20 protein-coding genes and 5 pseudogenes are annotated in these 20,453 nt (G+C 66.7%); 15 read left to right on the top strand and 10 right to left on the bottom strand.

Features of this window, described 5'->3' with window-relative positions:
* Window positions 1–117 precede the first annotated feature (117 nt).
* Entirely contained in the window at window positions 118–366 is a 249-nt protein-coding gene (locus BLW14_RS00375) for a hypothetical protein (RefSeq protein ID WP_093703191.1), read from the top strand.
* A complete protein-coding gene (locus tag BLW14_RS00370) occupies window positions 363–587 on the top strand; it encodes a LexA family protein (protein WP_093703189.1) in 225 nt (74 codons plus the stop codon). The genes BLW14_RS00375 and BLW14_RS00370 overlap by 4 nt, the downstream gene beginning before the upstream one ends.
* A gap of 14 nt (window positions 588–601) precedes the next feature.
* Here BLW14_RS00370 and BLW14_RS35660 read toward each other — a convergent pair whose 3' ends face one another.
* Window positions 602–1,459, bottom strand: coding sequence for a helicase associated domain-containing protein (locus BLW14_RS35660; protein WP_371128109.1), 858 nt, complete (start codon window positions 1,457–1,459; stop codon window positions 602–604).
* A 415-nt stretch (window positions 1,460–1,874) separates the two neighbouring features.
* Here BLW14_RS35660 and BLW14_RS00360 point away from each other — a divergent pair, with 415 nt between their 5' ends.
* The gene (locus BLW14_RS00360; protein ID WP_093703187.1) at window positions 1,875–2,660 is read left to right on the top strand and encodes a GNAT family N-acetyltransferase; all 786 of its coding nucleotides are present in this window, start codon (window positions 1,875–1,877) and stop codon (window positions 2,658–2,660) included.
* 2 nt (window positions 2,661–2,662) lie between these two features.
* Here BLW14_RS00360 and istB (BLW14_RS00355) read toward each other — a convergent pair whose 3' ends face one another.
* The gene (istB, locus tag BLW14_RS00355; RefSeq protein WP_093703185.1) at window positions 2,663–3,460 is read right to left on the bottom strand and encodes an IS21-like element helper ATPase IstB; all 798 of its coding nucleotides are present in this window, start codon (window positions 3,458–3,460) and stop codon (window positions 2,663–2,665) included.
* Window positions 3,457–5,097 (bottom strand): annotated as a pseudogene (gene istA / locus BLW14_RS00350) (IS21 family transposase). The gene istB (BLW14_RS00355) and the pseudogene istA (BLW14_RS00350) overlap by 4 nt, the downstream one beginning before the upstream one ends.
* Before the next feature lie 252 nt (window positions 5,098–5,349).
* Between istA (BLW14_RS00350) and BLW14_RS00345 the strand changes: the two are divergent.
* Window positions 5,350–6,075, top strand: coding sequence for a DUF4241 domain-containing protein (locus tag BLW14_RS00345; protein WP_093703183.1), 726 nt, complete (start codon window positions 5,350–5,352; stop codon window positions 6,073–6,075).
* Window positions 6,076–6,125: 50 nt separating this feature from the next.
* Here BLW14_RS00345 and BLW14_RS34870 read toward each other — a convergent pair whose 3' ends face one another.
* The 3 genes and pseudogenes from BLW14_RS34870 to BLW14_RS35655 form a co-directional block, all read right to left on the bottom strand.
* Entirely contained in the window at window positions 6,126–6,656 is a 531-nt protein-coding gene (locus tag BLW14_RS34870; RefSeq protein ID WP_371128034.1) for a transposase, read from the bottom strand.
* A gap of 78 nt (window positions 6,657–6,734) precedes the next feature.
* Window positions 6,735–7,178: a transposase gene (locus BLW14_RS34865; RefSeq protein ID WP_256332608.1), complete on the bottom strand. Its 444-nt coding sequence runs from the start codon at window positions 7,176–7,178 to the stop codon at window positions 6,735–6,737.
* A gap of 383 nt (window positions 7,179–7,561) precedes the next feature.
* Window positions 7,562–7,684, bottom strand: a pseudogene (locus BLW14_RS35655) (transposase family protein); the annotation flags it as partial.
* A gap of 469 nt (window positions 7,685–8,153) precedes the next feature.
* On the opposite strand from BLW14_RS35655, the gene BLW14_RS00335 reads away from it, so the two are divergent.
* The 5 genes and pseudogenes from BLW14_RS00335 (at window position 8,154) to BLW14_RS34335 (ending at window position 11,690) form a co-directional block, all read left to right on the top strand.
* Window positions 8,154–9,176 carry a hypothetical protein gene (locus BLW14_RS00335; protein ID WP_093703181.1) on the top strand — a complete coding sequence of 341 codons (1,023 nt, stop codon included), beginning with the start codon at window positions 8,154–8,156 and terminating at the stop codon, window positions 9,174–9,176.
* Window positions 9,177–9,314: 138 nt separating this feature from the next.
* Window positions 9,315–9,693 (top strand): annotated as a pseudogene (locus BLW14_RS00330) (transposase); the annotation flags it as partial.
* Window positions 9,694–9,741: 48 nt separating this feature from the next.
* Window positions 9,742–10,263, top strand: coding sequence for a hypothetical protein (locus tag BLW14_RS00325; RefSeq protein ID WP_093703179.1), 522 nt, complete (start codon window positions 9,742–9,744; stop codon window positions 10,261–10,263).
* A 161-nt stretch (window positions 10,264–10,424) separates the two neighbouring features.
* Entirely contained in the window at window positions 10,425–10,730 is a 306-nt protein-coding gene (locus tag BLW14_RS00320; protein ID WP_093703177.1) for a DUF6247 family protein, read from the top strand.
* A gap of 735 nt (window positions 10,731–11,465) precedes the next feature.
* Window positions 11,466–11,690 carry a hypothetical protein gene (locus BLW14_RS34335; RefSeq protein WP_177153858.1) on the top strand — a complete coding sequence of 75 codons (225 nt, stop codon included), beginning with the start codon at window positions 11,466–11,468 and terminating at the stop codon, window positions 11,688–11,690.
* Between the two features lie 102 nt (window positions 11,691–11,792).
* Here BLW14_RS34335 and BLW14_RS00305 read toward each other — a convergent pair whose 3' ends face one another.
* Window positions 11,793–12,332: a hypothetical protein gene (locus BLW14_RS00305; protein WP_256332607.1), complete on the bottom strand. Its 540-nt coding sequence runs from the start codon at window positions 12,330–12,332 to the stop codon at window positions 11,793–11,795.
* A gap of 513 nt (window positions 12,333–12,845) precedes the next feature.
* A complete protein-coding gene (locus BLW14_RS00295; protein WP_093703173.1) occupies window positions 12,846–13,355 on the bottom strand; it encodes a GNAT family N-acetyltransferase in 510 nt (169 codons plus the stop codon).
* Between the two features lie 260 nt (window positions 13,356–13,615).
* Here BLW14_RS00295 and BLW14_RS00290 point away from each other — a divergent pair.
* Window positions 13,616–14,424 (top strand): IS5 family transposase gene (locus BLW14_RS00290; protein ID WP_371128033.1). Its coding sequence is split into 2 segments (ribosomal slippage): window positions 13,616–13,958 and window positions 13,958–14,424, totalling 810 coding nucleotides; the frame shifts between segments, so codons are not numbered across the junction.
* A 34-nt stretch (window positions 14,425–14,458) separates the two neighbouring features.
* Here BLW14_RS00290 and BLW14_RS00285 read toward each other — a convergent pair.
* The gene (locus tag BLW14_RS00285; protein WP_093703171.1) at window positions 14,459–14,776 is read right to left on the bottom strand and encodes a hypothetical protein; all 318 of its coding nucleotides are present in this window, start codon (window positions 14,774–14,776) and stop codon (window positions 14,459–14,461) included.
* A gap of 165 nt (window positions 14,777–14,941) precedes the next feature.
* Between BLW14_RS00285 and istA (BLW14_RS00280) the strand changes: the two are divergent.
* From istA (BLW14_RS00280) to BLW14_RS00260, 5 genes and pseudogenes are all read left to right on the top strand, one after another.
* Window positions 14,942–16,575 (top strand): annotated as a pseudogene (istA, locus tag BLW14_RS00280) (IS21 family transposase).
* A pseudogene (gene istB, locus BLW14_RS00275) lies at window positions 16,572–17,376 on the top strand (IS21-like element helper ATPase IstB). The pseudogenes istA (BLW14_RS00280) and istB (BLW14_RS00275) overlap by 4 nt, the downstream one beginning before the upstream one ends.
* Before the next feature lie 155 nt (window positions 17,377–17,531).
* Window positions 17,532–18,278 (top strand): class I SAM-dependent methyltransferase, encoded by a 747-nt coding sequence (locus tag BLW14_RS00270; protein ID WP_093703169.1) that lies wholly within the window; start codon window positions 17,532–17,534, stop codon window positions 18,276–18,278.
* A gap of 435 nt (window positions 18,279–18,713) precedes the next feature.
* Window positions 18,714–18,932: a hypothetical protein gene (locus tag BLW14_RS00265; protein ID WP_093703167.1), complete on the top strand. Its 219-nt coding sequence runs from the start codon at window positions 18,714–18,716 to the stop codon at window positions 18,930–18,932.
* 74 nt (window positions 18,933–19,006) lie between these two features.
* Window positions 19,007–19,273, top strand: coding sequence for a hypothetical protein (locus BLW14_RS00260; RefSeq protein ID WP_093703165.1), 267 nt, complete (start codon window positions 19,007–19,009; stop codon window positions 19,271–19,273).
* Between the two features lie 18 nt (window positions 19,274–19,291).
* Here BLW14_RS00260 and BLW14_RS00255 read toward each other — a convergent pair whose 3' ends face one another.
* Entirely contained in the window at window positions 19,292–20,413 is a 1,122-nt protein-coding gene (locus BLW14_RS00255; RefSeq protein ID WP_218137676.1) for an ISL3 family transposase, read from the bottom strand.
* Window positions 20,414–20,453: the final 40 nt, after the last annotated feature.

Raw genomic sequence — 20,453 nt, 5'->3', positions numbered from 1 at the left:
CACTCAGACTTCGATGACACTGATCAACCTTAGTTGACACAGGACAGCCGTGCGCTTACATGCCCACGGACGGGGACCTGCGTGCACCGTTATTCGAACAGGTGCTCTAGTCGGTGGATGGACTCCCTCCGTTTCCCTGATGGCCTCCTCCGTGCGCAGCAGGCATGGAACGCCACCTACGACGCCCTTGCCGTGCCGAACCCCCGCCACTCCACCGGGCTGCGCCGGCGGTTGCTGCGGCTGTCGGTCCTCCTGCACACCCACCCGTTCTGGTCGACCACCCCCGGCGATGTTCCGGCGGACCGGGTCGAGCTGCGCCGCCAGGCCCGCGCGGCTGCACAACCACGCGGGGAGCAGTCGGCGTGAGCCGCCAGGCTGCCGGGTTGTCGGCGCGGCAGGAGGCGGTCCTTCGGGGGGTGCGGGAGTGGATCGCCGAACACGGCGAGGGGCCTTCGCTCCGGGAGATCGGTGCCCGGGTCGGTCCGTCGAGTACGAGCTCGGGCGCCTACCAGCTCGGGCGCCGGGAGGAGCCCGGGTTCATCAGCCGGACCGGCCGGTGCTGGCGGACCTGCCGCCTGCACCCCTGACACCAGGTGCTGGGTCAGCGGACAAGGGGGCCCGGGAGCGCTGGCCCATTTGCTGCGGGCAGTGACCCAAACAGTGACCCACGCCCTGTAGGGCCGGTCCGGGGTGGTCCTGTTTCCCCTGGACAGGGGTGGTTGCCGAGCACCGTTAGCCCGTGGACAAGGGGTGCCTTCGCATGCTGCCCGTGTTCTGTCCCGGCGCAGCGAAGGAGCCCTCGATGAGCACGATGACCAGCCCCACCCGCCCGCCGTACCGTGCGCGCCATACGAGCCGGCCGCCTGGCGCCCCGGCGGCCCGGGCCCGGCAGCGTCCTGCGGCGGCCCCTGCGGATGCCCCTTGGGATCCCCCTTTGGTGCCCGGTCGCCGGAACCGGGCAAAGTGGCTGGTCAGGGCGGAACGGAGCGTTGTCATACCCCTTCTTCTCCCCTCCTTGTAGTGGAGGAGAGCATCGGGTGCCGGCCCCGGACGCCCGGCGAAGCCCAGCCGGCGGCCGAGTGGCAGAGCGACGCTCGGCGAAGGCGGCGAGCTGATGACGGCGGGGAGGCGGAAGTCGAACGCGGCCGGCTCGATGAACACGGCACGGGCGGACGTGCTGCGGGTCCTGGGAGTGCTGAAGGAAGGCGGCGTCGGCGGTGTCCCACACCATGCCGAGCTCTTCGAGTTCGTCGGCGCGTTCGCCGTTCATGGTCCCGGCCCGGAACGAGCGCCGCTGGTCGGACAGCCACCTCCCGAGCGGGTAGGCGCCCTCGGTGTGCTCGTAGGGCACCTCCAGGTCGCCCTCTCGCTCGCAGTAGCGGCGGGCGGCCTCATAGCCGCGCTGCCAGTCCTGTCGCTCGGTGCTGATGACGTTGAACCGCTCCCACTTCGCGATCATCACCGGATCCCTGGGAGCCGCGAACCGCAACAGCGGCCGCATGTCCTCCTGACCCTCCTCCGACTCAGGACCGATCGGAGGCGACGGATCAACAACCGCCTTCCGCTGCTCCTGCGGAATGGCAAGAAACTCGATAGCACGCTCATCGTGCGCCCGAAGCCCTTCCAGAACTTTCACTGGCTTCGTTGATCTCCAAGGACAGCGTTCGTCGACGGTTTCGGAAGGCGGTCGATGATCAACCGGCTTTGGAATGTGGATGAGAAATGACGGCGCTGCGTGGATGCGAACGTGTCGACGGCCGACCGCTCGAAGGGCGGCTGGCCGTCGCGGCAGGTAGCGGCAGATGTCAGTACCTGTTCTGATCTCCGGTGGCGACCGGCGATTATTCACTTGACCCGGTCCGTAGGGTGTTCGAGTGAAGGACACTCTGATCAACGAACTCCGCACCGCGTATGACGCCCAACTCCGTGGTGTCACCCCGCCTGGCGGCAGCGCTCGCGTCGAGATGGACGGCCCGTTGACCCGTGTCGTCGGGTGGCACCGTGGCTTCGTCACGGGCCCACGAGACCTCGGTGTGTACGGGGCAGAACTCGACGCGCTCATAGCGCGGCAGCGTGACTTCTACGCTGCCCGTGGTGAGGCGGTCGAATGGAAGACTCGCGCCCATGATCTCCCCGCCGACCTCGCCGACCGCCTCACGGCGGCTGGATTCATCGCCGAGGACAGCGAGACCGTGCTCATCGGGCAGTCCTCACACCTTGCTGCCGACCCCGTCCTGCCCGACGGTGTGGCTCTCCGCCGTGTCACCGCCAGATCAGACCTCCAGCGCATCGCCGCCATGGAGAGCACTGTCTGGGGCGAGGACTGGAGTTGGCTTGCCGACGACCTGACCGCCCGGATCGAGAACGCCCCGGAGAACACCATCGTCCTCGTCGCCGAGGCACGCGACGAAGTCGTTTGTGCCGCCTGGCTGGTGTTCAAGGACGGCGTCGACTTCGGAGGTCTCTGGGGCGGATCAACGCTCAAGGAATGGCGCGGACAGGGCATCTACCGGGCCTTGGTCGCCCACCGAGCTCAACTCGCTGCTGCCCGCGATGTCCCTTACGTCTACGTCGACGCCTCAGCCGACAGCGCCCCGATCCTCACCCGCCTTGGACTGCACGCGGTCACCACGACGACGCCGTATGTGTGGTCGCCCTGAGCTCAGCCGGCCTTGGCGGGCTCTTCGGCTCGTGCGCGGGTGCTGGCGAGGCGGTAGGAGTCGGTGCCGGTCTCGATGATGGTGCCGTTGAAGGTGAGGCGGTCGACGATGGCTGCGCAGAGGCGGGGGTCGGTGAATGTCTTGGTCCAGCCGCCGAAGGACTCGTTCGAGGCGGTGGCGACGCTGTTCTTCTCCTCGCGCTCGGTCAGCACCTGGAAGAGGAGTTCGGCGCCGCGGCGGTCGAGTTCCATGTAGCCGAGCTCATCAATACAGAGGAGATCGACGCGGCCGTAGCGGGCGATGGTCTTGTTCAGCTGCTTCTCGTCGGCGGCCTCGACCAGCTCGTTCGCCAGCTTCGTGGCGAGCGTGTAGCGGACGCGGTAGCCATTGATGGCGGCCTCGGTGCCCAGGGCGATGAGCATGTGGGACTTGCCGGTGCCGGAATCGCCGATCAGGCAAAGCGGCTGGCTTTTCTTGATCCATTCGCAGCTGGCCAGAGTGTGGATGGTGGCCGCGTCGATGTTGGGGTTCGCGTCGAAGTCGAAGGCCCGCAGGGTCTTCTCCCGCGGGAATCCGGCCGCCTTGATCCGCCGCTCCGAGCGGCGGCGGGACCGGTCGTCGCACTCGGTCATCAGCAGCTCGGCAAGGAAGCCCCGGTAGGTCATCTGGTCCTTCATCGCCCGGTCGGCGATGTCGGAGAACTCGTTGCGGATCGAGGGCAGCCGGAGCATTCGGCAGGCTGTGTCGATGGCGGCTTCGGCGGCCTGTTCGGTCAAGCCTCGCTGGCGGGGCAGGGTCACTGTGCTTCTCCCTCTCGGTGGTCGCTGCCGCAGGTGCGGCGGCATCGGAGTAGTTGGTCATAGGGGGCCACCGAGGGCAGAGGCCTGGTGTCCGCAGGAAGGTGTGCGAGACGCCACTCGTGCAGGGACGTCACCGTCGCCGACGGCTCGCCGGAAACCGGCCGCTCTTCTGCGAGGGCGGGCTCGGTCTCCGCCTGGGCGGCCGTGCGGGCTTCCAGAGCGACCGCGTCCGCAGTCATCGCCCCTGCCCGTAGGGCCGCAGCCAGGCCAGCGACGATATGTTCATGGGGCAGGTGACGTCCCAGCAGGAGTACCTCGATCAGGGCCCGGGTGCCGTCCCGCTCGCCATGAATCTTGCGGGCCTGGTCCCACCAGGCGTCGTGGACCGGGGTGAACCTGCCCGCCGAACGGGCCTGCTCGAGAGCGGTTGAGCCAGGGAAGGCGCCGGGCTTGCGAACCAGGACTTCCAGGTAGTGGTCCAGGTCCAGTCGGACCGCGCCCTTCGCGATCAGCCGCTCGTGCCGGGCACCTTCCACGTCCTGGTCGTAAACCACCAGGTGAGAGGCGTGCAGCACGACGCGCACGCGTTTGCCGATCAGCCGGATCGGGACCGAGTATCGGTTGGTGCGGACCGGGATCTGTCCGTGGCGGTCGACCGAGGTGTGAAGAGCCGGCCCGTTTCGAACGGTTCCGCGGGCAGCGGCATCAGCAGCGGTTGTTCGAGTGCGAAGTACTCCGCGACCGTCTTGGGCCTGGACCCGATGCGGCGGGCGTCGTCCTGCCGGTCCCACTGTTCGACCATCCCGTTCAGCTCAGCGAGCGAGGAAACCTCGGGGACAGGGACGAAGTGATTGCGCCGGAAGTAGCCGATCATCCCTTCGACCCCGCCCTTCTCGTGGGCACCTTCGATGCCGGGCCGGCAGTAGAAGCTCTCGATGCCGAAGTGCGAGCGGAACGCGATCCACCGGTCTGCCTCGACTCTTCCCCGACTCTGCCCCAGCACCCTGGCGACGGCGGCCTTCAAGTTGTCATAGCGGACCTTGGTCCGCGGGACCCCGCCCAGGGTCCGCAGTGCGTGGACGTGGCCTTCGAAGAAGGCTTCCTGCCCGCACGAAGCGAACACGCGGTGGACGGCCTTGCCCGAGTACGACAGTCGGAAGGAGAACAGATAGCAGGTGACCAGATCGCCGGCCAGGCGCACGGTCACGTCACCGAAGTCGACCTCCGCTTCGTGGCCGGGCAGGTGAGTCTGCGGGACGAACGCCTCCAGCGGCGCTTTGCCTGACTCGACCAGGATCTCGGGCTTCCGGCCGGCGCCTTAGCAGCGCACCACCCCGTAGGAGACGTCCGCCCGTGCTCCTCGACCAGCCGGTGGAAGATCCGGGTGACCGTGTGCCGCTGCTTGCGCGGCGCGTCCAGATCCGCCCGCAGGATCTCATCGATCACCGGCTTATACGGTCCAGCATGGTGGCTCGTGGAGGGAGCTTCTTACGAGGCTCCGGCCAGGACGAGTCCAACGCCTTCCGTACCGTCCTCCAGGTCACGCCGTGCTTGCGCTCAAGCTCCCGCATCGACATGCCGCCGCGGTGGTCACGTCGGATCGCCGCGTACAACTCGACCTTCGACATTTGCGGCATGACCAGGACCTCTCACCAGGAGCATCCCGATGCTGCCCTGGCAAGAACCCCGGTGCCTCCCGACTCATCAACATCATCCGACCGTGGTTCTGAGCGCCTCCCAAACCCGTCGACAAGTGACGTCACTACTGGGTTCTGGCACAGATCTTGGGGAGCGATCACGGATTGCGACGATGCAAGAAGTGCCGATGTCAGCGGGCCCACGTAGCTTTCAGCTGACCGCCCGGCCGGGTGGCGAGGAGGGAGTGAGACATGGAGTGGGTCAGGGACGCACGGCTGGCAGCCGGGCCTGAGGCCACCTGGTACTTGGAGGCGGTGTTCACGCCCGGTGCTCACCTTGGGACGGTGTACGACGATCCAATGACGCCGGTAGTCGTGACGGGCATCGAGGAGTTGGCGACGATCCGCGTACCGAGCGGCCGGCTTGTCGTCGATGCGCCATGGCACGACGACCAGGTCTGGGAGTACCAGAGGGGGCTGCCGACCAGGCCCCCGCGGGAGTTGGCGGTGCGCATTCCCCCGGGCGTCTACCGGGTAGAGATAGCGTGGACGGCAGGCCCGTACGAGTTCATGGGCGAGCACGTCGACGGTGTTGAGTGCGCCGCGACGCGCCTGTGCATCAGCGACGACCCTGTCGTCGGATGGGAGATGGGCCTGAGTGTCAAGGACGACATCGCCCGGCTTCAGCCGGACGAGGAGCCCCGCTTCTTCTCCGATGCGAATGTCGGCTGCTTCGCCGATGCAGGCGCGTGGACGACCTTGTCCGCACCGTTTCGCACGTTCATAGACGGGGTCCCTGCCCCGCGCGATTCTGAGCAGCTGGCCGACGGGTGCGAACGGGTACGCGATGAGTCGCAGCAAGCCGATCTGGTCACGTTCGGGGCCGAGTCGGGCGGCGTCGTCTGGTTGGGACGCACGAAGACCGGCGACGTGGCGGCGATCGTCGTCACCAGCGGCATGCCCGATGCCAAAGCATGACATCGCTGCCGCCTCTCCCTGTCCTGCAAGTCGCGAGCAGCCGGACGTGGCTACCCGCTTTCACTGGGAGGAACAGCCTGAGGAAAGGTATCGGGAGTCGCACCTCGAATAGCCACTGCGAGGCGCCACTGCAGCAGGATCATTTTCCGGAGCAGGTGGAAGTCGGCTCGGCCGTAGAGCTGTCTCTTGATCTTCTTGATGCGGTTCACGGCTCCCTCGACGCTGCCCGAGCCCCAGTCCAGGGTGAGACCGGCGATCACGGCGTCGAGGTCTCGCCGCAGGTGGAGCGCGAAGCCAGTGAGCCCGGGCAGCCGGCTGGCTTCGACTGCGTCGATCCAGGCAGGGAGCGTGGTGCCGAGGCGGTCGGTGAGCATCTCGCCTAAGTCGCGGACATGTCCGGCAGCCGTGTCCAGTTCCGGACAACGGGTCAAAAGGTCCTTGAGGCCGATGCGGTCCTCCTCACTCAGGGTTGCGGGGTGGCGGGTGAGCCAGCCGGTCACCTGCCGTACGGTCGCTGGCCGTGGCCGTGGCGGTGCGGCGGACGGGTCCCTGCGCAAGGTGGCGATGTGGGCTCGGACCATGCCGTAGGTGACGGGAGCCTGCTCGGCGACCAGTTCGCCGTGGAGTTGGGTGACGCTGGTGCATCCCGCGGTGAATCGTCATTCGAGGTAGGGCTTGTAGGGATCGAGTCTGCTGGGCCGGGGCCGGTTCTCACGGATAGTGTCCTGCCAGCGTGAGGCGTTCGCGTACCGGAGGACGGTGTTGAGGCCCCAGCCCAAGTGCCGGGCGATCGCCCGGCGCGAGTGCTCCTGGGCGAGCATTTCGTGGACCAGGGCGTGTGCGGCCTTGTTTCGCGCGGCCCGCCGGCCGACGGGCTCCGCGTCGTCTTGCGATCCCCCTGAAGTCGGTCGGGTGGCCTCCGTCAGCGTGCCGCTGGGCGACGGCGTGCGCAGACAGTCGCGGTGGGCAGCGACGCAGGTCTCCACGGCGCGGCCGAGGCCCTGCCACAGATGGAACCGGTCGGCGACCTGCAAAGCGTCGGGTGCACCGCGCCGCGCGCCCTCGGCGTAGGCACCCGCCCGGTCCCGGCAGATGATCTCCACGCCGGGGTGGCGGTCCAGCCAAGCTGCCAGCGGCCCGGCTCACGGGTCGGGAGCACGTCGACCACGCGATGGTCTTCGACGCTAGTGAAGACGGTGGAGTAGGTCTGGCCGCGACGGATCGCAAAGTCGTCCACGCCCAGCACGCGTGGAGTACTGAATCGCGGATCGGGCAACGCCATGACCCTGCGTAACAAGGTCATCCGTCCCGCACCGAAGCCGAGCTGGGCCGCCAGTCGAGCGCCGGCTCGTCCCGCCAAGGCGAGCCCCACCCGCTCCAGGGCGCGGTTCAGCCGCGTGGTGAACCGTGCGTACGGCGCGGCCAGCCGGGAGAACGGCTCGGCGAACGTTCGGCGCGGACAGTCCGCCGACCCGCAGATGAATCGCCGGACCATCAGCCGGATCACAAAGCCCTGCTCAGCGAGCGGAAGGTCCTTCAGCCTGCGCTGGTAACGGTCGTGGACCCGGTCCGCGAAGCGGCCGCAGTTTGGACACGCCGCCCCCGCCATGCGGCCTCTTGCTACCACCTCGACCGTGCCGAACGCGACCGCAACCGCTTCGACCTCCACATCGTCGATCCAGTCGAACACCAACGAATCCCAGAACGGTGCACCGGTCTGCATGACTAGCACCATCACTGGTCACAGCCAGCCAAAGCAGCGAGCGGCATGCACCTGAGGGAGCGTCACTTCCGGCCTTCAGACGCCAAGGCGTGCGCCGTCTCGCACGAGTCAGTCACTCGCAATCGAACACCGAGGTCACGCTCCGCGATGGTTCCCCAAGATCTGTGCCAGAACCCACTACTGCTCGATAGAGCCATGGCGGGATGTTCACACGATGCAGCAGCGCTTCCGCTCGGAGCTGATCGCTCCAGGGATGACCCGACGTCGGCATACGTCAGGAACGACCGCGCCGCCAGGGCTGTCGGCGCGCCGTGCTTGGATGCGGCGTTGCCCCCATCGGCGGGAGGAAGAGGACATGACGCGCACGACACCACCGCGACCGCTGGACATCACTGCAGTGTTTCCGGAGCTGGCCGGTCTGACCAGGATGACCACCCGTCTGCACCCGACGCCTGGAATGCCGACCGTCCACGACAGTTCGGTGGGCGGGCCCCTGCTGTGGCCGGCTGACGAACCCTGGCCAGAGGGCGAGTCGGGGTACCCGCCGGTTAAGCCCCTGCAGACGCTGGCAGACGTCCACCAGGTGCGGGCCGTGCTGACCCAAGCGTGGGCGAGACCGCGCGGCCCGCGGGAGAACCTGTTGTCCGCGCAGGAGAGCGAGACGGTGAATCGGTTGCGTGCGGGGCATGACCCGGCGTTGCTGTCCTCGGGCCCGCAGCCGCTGATCCCGCTCGTGCAGCTCTACGCGCGCGATGTGCCCGCGCTGACCTTCCCGGAGGGCGCGGATCTGCTGCAGGTGCTGTGGGCGCCCGGGTTTGGCATCGAAGGGTGCTCGGCCAACGTGCAACTGCGATGGCGTCGGGCCTTGGACGTTCAGGAGGTCCTACGCACTCCTCCCGAGCCCGCATATGTCGAGTGCGACGACCACGTACCGGAGCCATGCCTGCTCCAGCCTGAATCAGTGCAGGAATTCCCGCCTGGCCATCTGCTGGACCAGGCCCTGGAAGAGCGCGTGTACGACTGGTGCGAACAGGAGTCGGTGAGCTATCAGAGCGATCTGTCCGTCGCTCCCGGCTGGAAGGCTGGCGGGTGGCCAGCTCCTTTCACCTTCCGCGACCCAGCCGACTCCGACGAGGACGAGGAACGGCAATGCGGCGAGTGCGGCGGGCCCCTGGAGGCGCTGCTCATAATCGACAGCACTGAGTGGGACGGCAACAGCGGCAGCTGGCGGCCGGCCGAGACGGCCTCGAAGCTCGTTGGCGCTCCCTACCGGAGCCTGTGCAATCCCACCATGATGACCATCGGGCGGGGCTACACCTTGCAGGTCTACAGCTGCGTCAGCACGCCCTCGCACCTGCCACGCACGATCATGCAGTAGCCCAGGCCGAGCACTCCAAGTGGCGACTCGCACCGTAGTGAGGACCCGACTCGCTCAACTCGCCAACTGAGGCACTCAGTCACAGTGACTGAGCGCTTCAGTTGGCCACTGAGCAGTTCAGTTGGCCGAGTGAACGCCGCTGTAACGGGCGTCGAGTTGACTGCTGAGTGTTCGCCCCGGCTCGAAAGCACGCTCGCTGGTGTTGCTGGACTCGCTCCAGACCCACGGGACTCCGGTCGTATCAGTGGCAATATGCGCCGGCCACACCGCTACCACCGCCGACTCCTGCGCGTCTTCTATCTCTCTGCTCAGATCGCCGCCCGGTTCTGCCCCCACTTCGAAGACCTTCTACGACCGGAAGAGAGGCGAAGGCAAGAGTCACAAGCAGGCGATTCTCGCCCTAGCTCGCCGCCGCCTCGACGTTCTGTGGGCCCTCATCCGCGACCAACGCCACTGGACAGCCCAGCCACCGCAACCGGCCCTGACCGGCGTCGCACATCGCTGTCCGACCCGGTGAAGGTAGGTTGATCATCAGTTGGCTGGAGGGCCGTGGGGAGGAGCTGCTGTGACAGAGATCGAGGTCCCGGGGCCTGAGCCCGACTGGCAACCGGCTACACAACCGCCCTACTACACCGGCAAGAACCCCGCCTACCAGTACAGCGTCTGGGAACACCACGCCCCGCTATTCCAGATGATCGGAGTGCTGGCGCTGCCGGTTCAGCCCGTGGCCCAGCGGCTACGTCTGCACGTGGAACGGTCGTGGGACGGGCTTGACGAGCTCGACGTCGTACTGTTCCGGCTGAAGGGATTTAGCTTCGCAATCAGCAAGCACGACGGCAATCCGGTGGGCGTTTCGTATGTCTGGCTGACCGAGTCGCATGAGCAAGCCGACAAGGCCCTGGACACCCTCCTTGAGGTGGTCGGGATCGGGGAGGATGCCGTCGCATTCCGCGGAGACGCTCACGAGGACCCAGCAGAGCGGACCGCCACGGCGCACGATGCCGGCTCTCTGGATGAAGCCACTGACGTCACCTTGCCGACCTCTCTATGGGCAAGGTTCCGGCGTGCGATCGGCAGGACCCAGTAGGCACCTCCGATGCTTGACAACGGTCATTGGGAATCAGTCACCGATGCTGTGATCCGGCCGCCCGAGCACCCTTCACGTTGCAGGAAAGATCTGTTCATGAGCGCACCTACGGTGATCCGGCCCGCGTACCGTGAAACACGATGCCCTATCAGGAGGCCACGATGAGCGCCCAACCCGACCACGCACCCCTCCCGCCGTACGCCCCCGCGCCCGGGGCGCCGGCCGAACTCCTCGCACAGCTGCGCGCCGACAGGCGCGCCGCGCAGTGGGTGCCCGCCTTCGAGCGGGAGTGGGCCTCCGCTCTGGAGGAATCGCGGCGCACGTTCTCCCTCGCCGGGCTGTACGAGGTCATCCAGGACTGGCAGGGCCGCCTCGCCTCCGCCCCGGCCGTCGACGCGTTCATCGATGGAGGCTGCGACGACAGCGACTTCATCGACATGGCGGACCTTCGCCGGCGGCGCCGGTGACCGAACAGCCGTACGCAGTCCGCATCTCCACCCCGGCCGCGAAAGTCCTCGACACCCTGCCCGAACACGTCCAAGACACGGTGTGGGACATCTTGGACGCCCCCACCGATGATCCGTGGGGATTCCAGCAATGGAACACCGACGACCCCGAGGGCGAAGACGTCCGGCACGCTCCGTCGGCCAGCTCTCCCTCACCTACTGGGTGAACCAGCCCCTGCGCCGCCTTTCCGTCCTCGCCATCACCTGGCTCGGATAGCCCACGCTTCTCGTCATCTGCAGCCTCGTCGCGTTCTGCTCATCCCGAGGCGAAGGGCCTCAGGTTCGACGACAGCGGAGCCCAGCACGACGCGTCCGGCGCGAAGGCGTACGCATATGCCCAGCGCAGAGCAGACGCTACGGCTCACGAGCACGGCGCTGATGCGCCTGACGGGGGAGCGCCAGGCCAACCTGGCCGCGGTCTCCGGCTGAGCCAGACACGGATCAGCCTCCCGCCCGCCGTTACGCGCCCGCACCGGGCGCCGCCCAGCTCACCATCACCCCGTAGCCCGCCGTCGTTGGTTCGGCCCGCTCTTCTTTGCCGTCCTGTGTCACGTTTCGCGTCTGGCTGCTCCTTGGGTCTGACGTGATTGCTATACGGTCTCAGCTCGCTCACCTGAGGGAAACACGAAGACAGTTCGCATGGGTTGGAGCGTAGGCAGTTCAGCTTCGTGGCGACCACGGATTTCAGGGGCAGCTTTGGTCCGTCGACGTAGCGGTGGCGCGGATGGCGACGTCGGTGAAGGTCGGCATGCCGAGATCGACTGTGGAGGGTCGGCGGGCCGCTTCGGCATCGAGCTGGTCCAGCTTGCCCTGCGCGCCGGCGAGGCTGACCTGGAGGCCCTCGACTTCGCCCAGCCATCCTTCCCGCTCCGCCTCGGCGATCCGGGCGATCAGGTTGTCGCGGATGTCGATCAGCCGTGACCGTTGGGCCGGATCAGGCCGGAGGAGCGAACATCTGACACAAGCTTCTCTGAACTTCGCTTGGAAGGCAGTCAGTTCAGGCGACCTGATTGCTGGGGCTGGTCAAGGCAGGAGCGGTCGGGTCGCGGCCCAGGCGACAAGTCGCTCACGGACCGGGCCGGGAGTCAGGTGGCTGACAAGGCTTTCCAGATGGGCTGTCAGGTTCTTCTGCCGCCTCAGCTCGCGGATCTGCTCGATGGGAAGGTCGCGCCAGCCCTCGGCGAGACCGGCGGCCTGTGTGGGCGTGAAGGTCAGTGTGTCGAGCGTGTCGGACGCCAGCGCCTCGGGACTCCAGTCGGGGTCCGTGTCGTCGGGACCCAATCGGTCGATCACCCAAGTCCGGAGCATGAAGTCCTGCTGAGCCACCCGCGCAGAGCGCCTTTCGGCGCTATCGAGCATGCGCCGGTTCGCGAGCAGCGACAGCTTCGCCCAATGGCGACGGGCCTCCAGGGGACGGCTGGAGTTGTAGGCATGTCCCTGCGCGGCGACGCGTGCCGTCTCGAGTTGCTGGCCGTGGGCGTCATGGATGAACATCTGCAGCTGGTCGAGCGTCCACGTGCTCATATCGCGGGCCGGTTCGTCTCGATGTGCATCGCTACTCAAGGTCCCCACTCCTGGTCGTAGGCATGCCGAGGCTGATGGTGGCCTTCTGGGACTGCCTGTCGATCTGGGCGAGCTTATCCTCGGCGTCGGCGAGGCTGACCTGGAGTCCTTCGACCTCGCCGAGCCAACCCTCGCGCTCGGCCTCGGCGATGCGGCGACGAGGTTGTCGCGGATCTCCTCCAACCGGCCGCGCTGGGCCGGGTCCGGCCGGAGGAGCGAGCAACGAACACAAGCGTGTTCATGAACACAAGGGCTTGAAAAGGCACGAGCGCAGGTGCCGATGGAGACCTTGCGCTTCTCGAAGTGCGCAAGGAATGCGTCCCATTCCTCCTCGGTGGGGGTCCGATACCCATCGCTGGGGCGGGTGGCCCTGCGGCGGGCGATGAAGGCGCGATGGGCCTCGATGGTCTCGGCCGGGTAGATCGCTAATGGTGGAGTCGGGTATTGGAACTCTCTGAATGCCTCCCGCCCTCGGGGCTCCGCGTGGGTCCCCGGCGTTCTGCGGATCTGTAGTCAGGTCAGGTCGTTACGAGGGTCGATAGCCCAGTGGTTGGTTTGCAGGATTCGATCGGCGAAGGGCACGTCTTGCTTGCCCAGAAGTCGGAAGCCGAGGGCTCGGCAGATGCCGTTGGACGGGGCGTTGGTTGTTGCCGGAAATGCGTGTATCAACCCCCACCGGCCGTCGTCGCGGGCCAGCTCAAGCAGCCTGCGGACGCCCTGCTTCGCGAGTCCCCGTCCCTGGTACTCCGGCAGCACCATCCAGCCGATCTCGGAGATGCGCTCGCCGTCTGCGTCGTGGGGCCACAACGTCACGGTTCCCGCGACCACGTCCAGCTCGGCCTCATCGGGCACGATCATCTTTGTCCAGTCGGTGTCCGCTGCCACCCGTTGAACATCACGATGGACCTTCGCCTCCATGCCCTCGCAAGGCAGCGGCCCGCCCAGCTCGGCCATCATGACCGGGTCGCATCGCATCCGGACGTAGGCGCCGACGTCGCCGTACTCAACATCACGTAGCAGCATCTGTGTTGCTCCCTTGCCTTTGGATTCAGACGTCATGATGGCGGCGACTGACCTCGGCCGCGTAGGCGCCCCAGTCCCCGGCGGCGGCTCGCTGCCATTTGACGGCGACGGTGATGTCGATGCCGAGGGTTGAACTGCCTGGAGTAGCTGGCCTCGGTCGACAGGTAGAAGAGGGCATCAAGGGAACGTTCGGCATGGACACCTGGAAGGGAGTCTCGTAAGGAGCCATCTCATTTGGGTGCTTCGCTATTCTGTGCGTCATGGTGGGGATCGTTGAGCGTCTGGTGCCTGACGAGTTGTGGGAGTTGTTCCCGCGGGTGGTGCCGGAGGCGCCGTCGCGTCCTCAGGGCGGTGGTCGGCGTCGGCACGGCGACCGGGAAGTGCTGGCCGCGATCGTCTTCGTGGCCACGTCGGGTTGTACCTGGCAGCAGCTGCCTTCGGCATCGTTCGGCCCGTCCGGAGCGACCGCCCACCGGCGGTTCTCGGAGTGGTCGAAGGCCAGAGTGTGGGCCAAGCTCCACCGCCTTGTCCTCGACGAGCTCGGCGCCCGCGGCGAGCTGGACTGGTCGCGATGCGCGATCGACTCGGTGAACATGCGAGCCCTAAAAAAGGGGACCTGACAGGTCCGAATCGTGTCGACCGGGGCAAGTACGGCTCGAAAATCCACCTGATCACGGAACGATCGGGTCTGCCCATATCCATCGGCATCTCCGGGGCCAACCTGCATGACAGCCAGGCCCTGATCCCGCTCGTGGAGGGCATCCCGCCCATCCGCTCGCGCCGCGGCCCGCGACGGAGCAAACCCGACAAATTCCACGCCGTCAAGGGATACGACTATGCTCACCTGCGGCGATGGTTACGCGAACGCGGCATCACTCACCGCATCGCCCGCAAGGGAGTCGAGTCTTCGCAACGGCTGGGCCGCCACCGCTGGACCGTGGAACGAACCATGTCATGGCTCGCCGGCTGCCGCCGCCTTCACCGACGCTACGAACGCAAGGCCGACCACTTCCTGGCCTTCACCAGCATCGCCTGCACCCTCATCTGCTACCGCAGACTCACGTCCTGATTCGCTGGCGTGCTACCGAACGAAGGCCCTCGCCTTACGAACCATCGAGGGGCAGCCCAGCCACGAACTCTGAGACAGCGGAGGCTTCCGGCGGCGCCTGCCCATGAAGAAACCGCTGGTAGTGGTCTGCGACGAGACGACGTAGGTCTGCCTCGGCCGGTTCATCACCGGTGAGCTCCAGGGCTACCTGGTGCGGCTCACCCGTCATGCGCAACGGTCGGGCCAGAGCGTCGAACCCACAGGCGTACTCGTCGGGCATCTCCCACCATGCTTCGGCGGACGCTCGGTCCTGCAGGACGTACATGTAATGGTCGTCATCGAAGAGGATCACGGGCCCTATCGGTGTGGTCACCCATGGAGTATTGGCCTTATTCACCAGTAGTGCCGTCAATTGTTCACGAGTTTGGGAGGCACCCAGACCCACGGGCGGGTGATGTTCACGAGTTTCGACAGCACTGGGGTACTTGCCAGGGCAGCATCGGGATGCTCCTGGTGAAAGTTCCTGGTCATGCCGCAGATGTCCAAGGTCGAGCTGTACGCGGCGATCCGGCGTGATCACCGTGCCGGTATGAAGATGCGCGAGCTTGAGCGCAAGTACAACGTGTCGTGGCGGACGGTCAAGAAGGCCGTGGACTCGGTCTGGCCGCAGCCGCGCAAGAAGCTTCCGCCGCGGCCGACCGCGCTTGATCCGTACAAGCCGGTGATCGACGAGATGCTTCGGACGGACCTGGATGCGCCGCGAAAGCAGCGGCACAAGATCACCCGGAACTTTCACCGGCTGGTCGAGGAGCATGGCGCGGACGTCTCCTATCAGATGGTCCGGCGCTACGTCTCCGACCGGAAGCCGGAGATCCTCGCGGCCTCGGGCAAGGCCCGGTGGAAGCGTTCGTTCCTCAGTCCCATCTGCCCGGTCACGAGGCGGAGGTCGACTTCGGCGACGTGACGGTGCGTCTGGCTGGCGAGCTGGTGACCTGCTACTTGTTCTCGCTGCGTCTGTCCTACTCGGGCAAGGCTGTTCACCGGGTGCTCGCTTCGTGCGGTCAGGAAGCGTTCTTCGAAGGGCATGTGCATGCACTTCGGACGCTGGGCGGTGTTCCCCGGACCAAGATCCGCTACGACAACCTGAAGTCGGCTGTCGCCCAGGTGCTGGGGCTGAGCCGGGCGAGAGTGGAGACCGACCGGTGGATCGCTTTCCGCTCGCACTTCAACATCGAGAGCTTCTACTGCCGTCCCGGCATCGAAGGCGCCCACGAGAAGGGCGGCGTCGAGGGCATGATCGGCTACTTCCGCCGCAACCACTTCACCCCGGTCCCGGAAGTCGACTCCCTCGCCGAACTGAACGAGATGGTCGACCAGTGGGACCTGCACGACGGGCACAGCCGGATCGGCTCGCGGACGCGGACTGTGGATGAGTACTTCGCCGTCGAGAAGCCGCTGCTGATGCCGCTGCCCGAGGAGCCTTTCGAGACGGGCCGGCTGTTCACGCCGCGGGTCGACCGCTACAGCCAGATCAACGTCCGAACCAACCGCTACTCGGTCCCGACCCGGTTCATCGGAAAACGGGTCCGCGTCGTCCTGCACGCCTCTCACCTGGTGGTCTACGACAGGAACGTCGAGGTTGCCCGGCACGAGAGGCTGATTGCCAAGGGCGGGTTGCGGCTGGACCTGGACCACTACCTCGAAGCTCTGATTCGCAAGCCGGGTGCTTTCCCTGGCGCCACGGCCCTGGAACAGGCCCGGTCCGCAGGCAAGTTCACCCCAGTCCACGACGCCTGGTGGGTCCAGGCCCGCAAGGTCCACGGCGAGCGGGACGGCACCAGGGCTCTGATCGAGGTCCTGCTGCTGAACCGCCACCTCGCCCACGAGCACGTCGTCGCGGGCCTGGCCACCGCCTTGCGGGCCGGCGCTCTGACCGCCGACGCGGTCGCGCTGGAGGCTCGCAAGGCCGCCCAGGCGGAGGACGAGCCGGTCGTCGGGACATCCGCTTCGTTGCCGAGCGAGACGCCGGCGACCGTCACGTCGCCGCACGAGTGGCGCCTCGCGCACCTTCCCCCGGACACCCGGCCGCTGCCGTCGGTGACCCCCTACGACCAACTGCTACGACGCCGCCGCACCAGCGGCAGCGACCACCAAGAGGGAGAAGCCCAGTGACCCTGCCCCGCCAGCGAGGCTTGACCGAGCAGGCCGCCGACGCGGCGATCGACACCGCCTGCCGCCTGCCGCCTGCTGCGGCTGCCCTCGATCCGCAACGAATTCACCGAGATCGCCGACCGGGCGATCAAGGACCAGATGACCTACCGCGGCTTCCTCGCCGAGCTGCTGATGACCGAGTGCGACGACCGCGCCAGGCGCCGTTCGGAACGACGGATCAAGGCCGCTGGCTTCCCCCGGGAGAAGTCCCTGCGGGCCTTCGACTTCGACGCCAACCCGAACATCGATGCCGCCACCGTCCACACCCTCGCCAGCTGTTAATGGATCAAGAAGAGCCAGCCGCTCTGCCTGATCGGCGACTCCGGCACGGGCAAGTCCCACATGCTCATCGCCCTGGGCACCGAGGCCGCGATGAAGGGCTACCGGGTCCGCTACACGCTCGCCACGAAACTGGTCAACGAGCTCGTCGAGGCCGCCGACGAGAAGCAGCTGAACAAGACGATCGCCCGTTACGGGCGAGTGGATCTCCTCTGCATCGACGAGCTCGGCTACATGGAACTCGACCGGCACGGCGCCGAACTCCTCTTCCAAGTGCTGACCGAGCGGGAGGAGAAGAACAGCGTCGCCATCGCCTCCAACGAGTCCTTCGGCGGGTGGACCAAGACATTCACCGACCCCCGCCTCTGCGCGGCCATCGTCGACCGCCTCACCTTCAACGGCACGATCATCGAGACCGGCACCGACTCCTACCGCCTCGCCACCACCCGAGCACGAACTGCAGAGCAACCCAACGCCAGTTGACGTCCGACGACTCTGTCTCAACGTTCGCCGCCCGCCCTGGGCGGCGAGCTGTCCGTCACGCTGGCACATTCGCCGACGTCCTGAGCGACTACCTGTTGTCGCCGGAAAGGGTCAAAGTCCGACGCCAAGTACCTGCAGTCATCAACAATGTTCGTATGACCATCACCTCGCAGGCCCGTTCGTTCGACACGACTGCCGCCAGCTACGCTGCGAACCGTCCTTCATACCCGTCCGACTTGTTCGACGCGGTCGAGGAACTCACCGGCCGCCCCTTAGAGGGCGCTTGCGTCGCCGACGTCGGGGCCGGCACCGGACTGGCAACGATGCTTCTCCGGGCCCGCGGCGCGAGTGTCATCGCTGTCGAGCCCGGCCCCGGGATGGCCTCCCAGTTCCGTCTCAGCCTGCCCGACGTCCCCCTTGTGATCGGGGACGGCAACAACCTGCCGTTGGCCTCCGGTTCCGTCGACGTCCTCACATATGCCCAAGCCTGGCACTGGACCGATCAGCGTAAATCCGTTCCGGAAGCTCTCCGAGTCCTACGCACCGGTGGTGCACTGGCCCTCTGGTGGAACGACTCAGACAGCACCATTCCGTGGATTGCCAACCAGGACGCGCGCTTGAGCCGGCTTTTCGATGCCGACGACAGCCCTCACGACCCGATGGCCCGGTTCCGCGGACTGCCGTCCGAGCTCGACTTCGTCCATCGGCACGTGCCGTGGACCAGGAGCGTTCCACTTGACATGCATCTCGCCAACCTCGCCAGCTACTCCGACTTCCTCGTCCTCGGCAAGCAAGCAACGAACACCTTTATTGCCAGGGAGCGCGACATCCTGACTGAGGTCTTCCCGAACCGGATGGTAGAGGAGCACTACGTCGTGAGCTTGGCTGTCACCACCTGCTGACAGAGTGCTGCGACACGTTGGCGATCGCCGACGGACAGAGATGCCGTCAATTCTCGTGAACAGACATGGCCAGGCTGGGCACTCACTGCTGCTCAAACAGATCGACAAACGCTGTCGCTCGAAGTGAACGAAGCCAGAGTATGGCGCAACCAGGTCAGATACGTGCCACGGCACAGGCAGGAGCCCTACGCGCAGGCGCCAAATGAGGTGGCTTCTAAGCAGGGCGACCCATGGAACGGCAGCGGCGGGGGCCGATACCGGAGCCCCAGATGACGGCGGGAGGCGGAACGGAACGGGCGCGAGGAGAGTTGCTCCCGTGCTCGACTGGATCTATCCGAGGCGTTGCAAAAGAGCTGGCTACCCTCGTACGGCTGAGGCGATGAGCTCCCGCAGGTTCCCGCCGCTTCGGCCGCTTGCGTAGCGTTCGGCTTCGTCGTGGAGTTCGACGAGCCGGTCGGCGACGCGGCGGGACTCGATGACGCCAGACAGGGCGAGCGCGTGCTGGGTCTCCAGCAGGGCGCCGTCGAGTTCCTCGGCTGCGATGTGGGTGCGGGCCAGGCCGAGGCGGTCGAAGGCCTCGCTGCGGACACGGTGTTCGGGCCGGTGGCTTTGGTCACGAGAACCGAATCTGGTCCAACTTCTGTGGTGCGGTGACAGTGAGTGTTGTCAGTCGCATGTGATTGGCTGCGCGGAGAGTTCTGCAGCCATCACCTTCGGGGGGATCGTCCATGTCGCAGTACCCGTCGCTGACCCGCGCCCTGGCGGAGGCGCTTGTGGACCTCGCGTGGTTCGTCGAGAGCGCGGACGATGATCACATGGATCAGGACGATGCGGTGAAGGCACTGGAGGGTGTCGCCGCGGTGGTGGATCGCCTGTCGGACTCCCAGCGTGGAGAGTTCCAGCAGGTGATCGAGGCAATGACGGAGGCCGAAACCGATCCCGGCCGCCGTGAATTCCTGGAAGGGTTCCCGGACGGCTTCGGTCTCGTGGAGTAGCTGCCAACCGGCTCAGGTTCACGACGCGAGGAGAACTCGCTTCCTCAGGAGCGTAAAGCCGGCGCGTCCATACATCTGTCGCTTCAGCATCTTGATCCGGTTGACGTGACCCTCGACGACGCCCGAACTCCAGGGGAGGTCAGCCCGGCGGTGACCGCGATAAGGTCTCGTTCCAGGCCGTTGGCGAAGGTGTGGAGACTCGGCAGGTCGGTCGGCGCGGACCGCTTCGATCCACTGCGGGAGCCGGTCGCCTTGGAGTTCGGTGATCATCCTTCCGAACGCGCGAACGTGGCGGGTGAGCGCTTCCAGTTCAGGGCAGTGGGCGAGCACTGACTTCAGCTTGAGTCGATCGTTCTCCGGCAGGGCGTCGGGGTGGGTCAGGATCCACCCGGCGACGGTCCGCGGCGATGGTGGTCGGGCTGCCGGTGCGGTCGCGGTGGTGCGAAACGGCTGTATGTAGGCACGGACGGCTCCATAGCCGCCGCGGTAGCCGCGCGCCTTGATCTCTTCCCAGAGGGTCCAGGCGTCCGTGCAGCCCTCAGCCCACCGTTCGTTCAAGTACGGCTTGAAGTCGTCGAGCTTGGTCCTGCGGTTCTGCCACTGTCCCTGGAACAGGTCTTCCGGGGCCGCGGCGTCCGCCAGCCGTTGGACGGTGCGGTAGGTCATGCCGAGCTGGCGCTGGATGGAACGTCGACTGTGGCCGGCGGCCAGCAGCGCGTGGACGGTGGCGTGCTTGGCGCGGGTGCGGTCGGCGAAGCGGTGCCCGGTGGGCCATGGCGAGCCGCCGTCCACCGGTACCTGAACCTCTACCTTCTCCGGGGCCGTCTCGGCGGTGGTCGCGCGCAGGCATGAGCGATGGCGGGAGATGCACCGCTCGGCGGCTTCGCCAAGGTTGCGCCAGAGGTGGAAACGGTCGGCAACCTGGACGGCAGTGGGTGCCCCGATGCTGGCGCCTTCTGCAAAGAACGGAGCACGGTCACGGCAGACGACCTCGATCCCCGGGCGTTCGGCCAGCCAGGCCGCGACCGTCCCCGCCTCGCGATCCGGCAGCAGGTCAACTGGTCGGCGGGTCTCGACGTCGACCAGGACTGTCCCGTAGACGCATCCCTTGCGCATCGCGTACTCATCGACGCCGACCACCCGCGGGGTCCGCGGGGGGAGGCTCCGGGAGTGCGTCGAC

The organism is Streptomyces sp. 2131.1, assembly GCF_900105515.1.
Lineage (GTDB): Bacteria > Actinomycetota > Actinomycetes > Streptomycetales > Streptomycetaceae > Streptomyces > Streptomyces drozdowiczii.
This window is presented reverse-complemented; position numbering and strand designations above follow the sequence as displayed.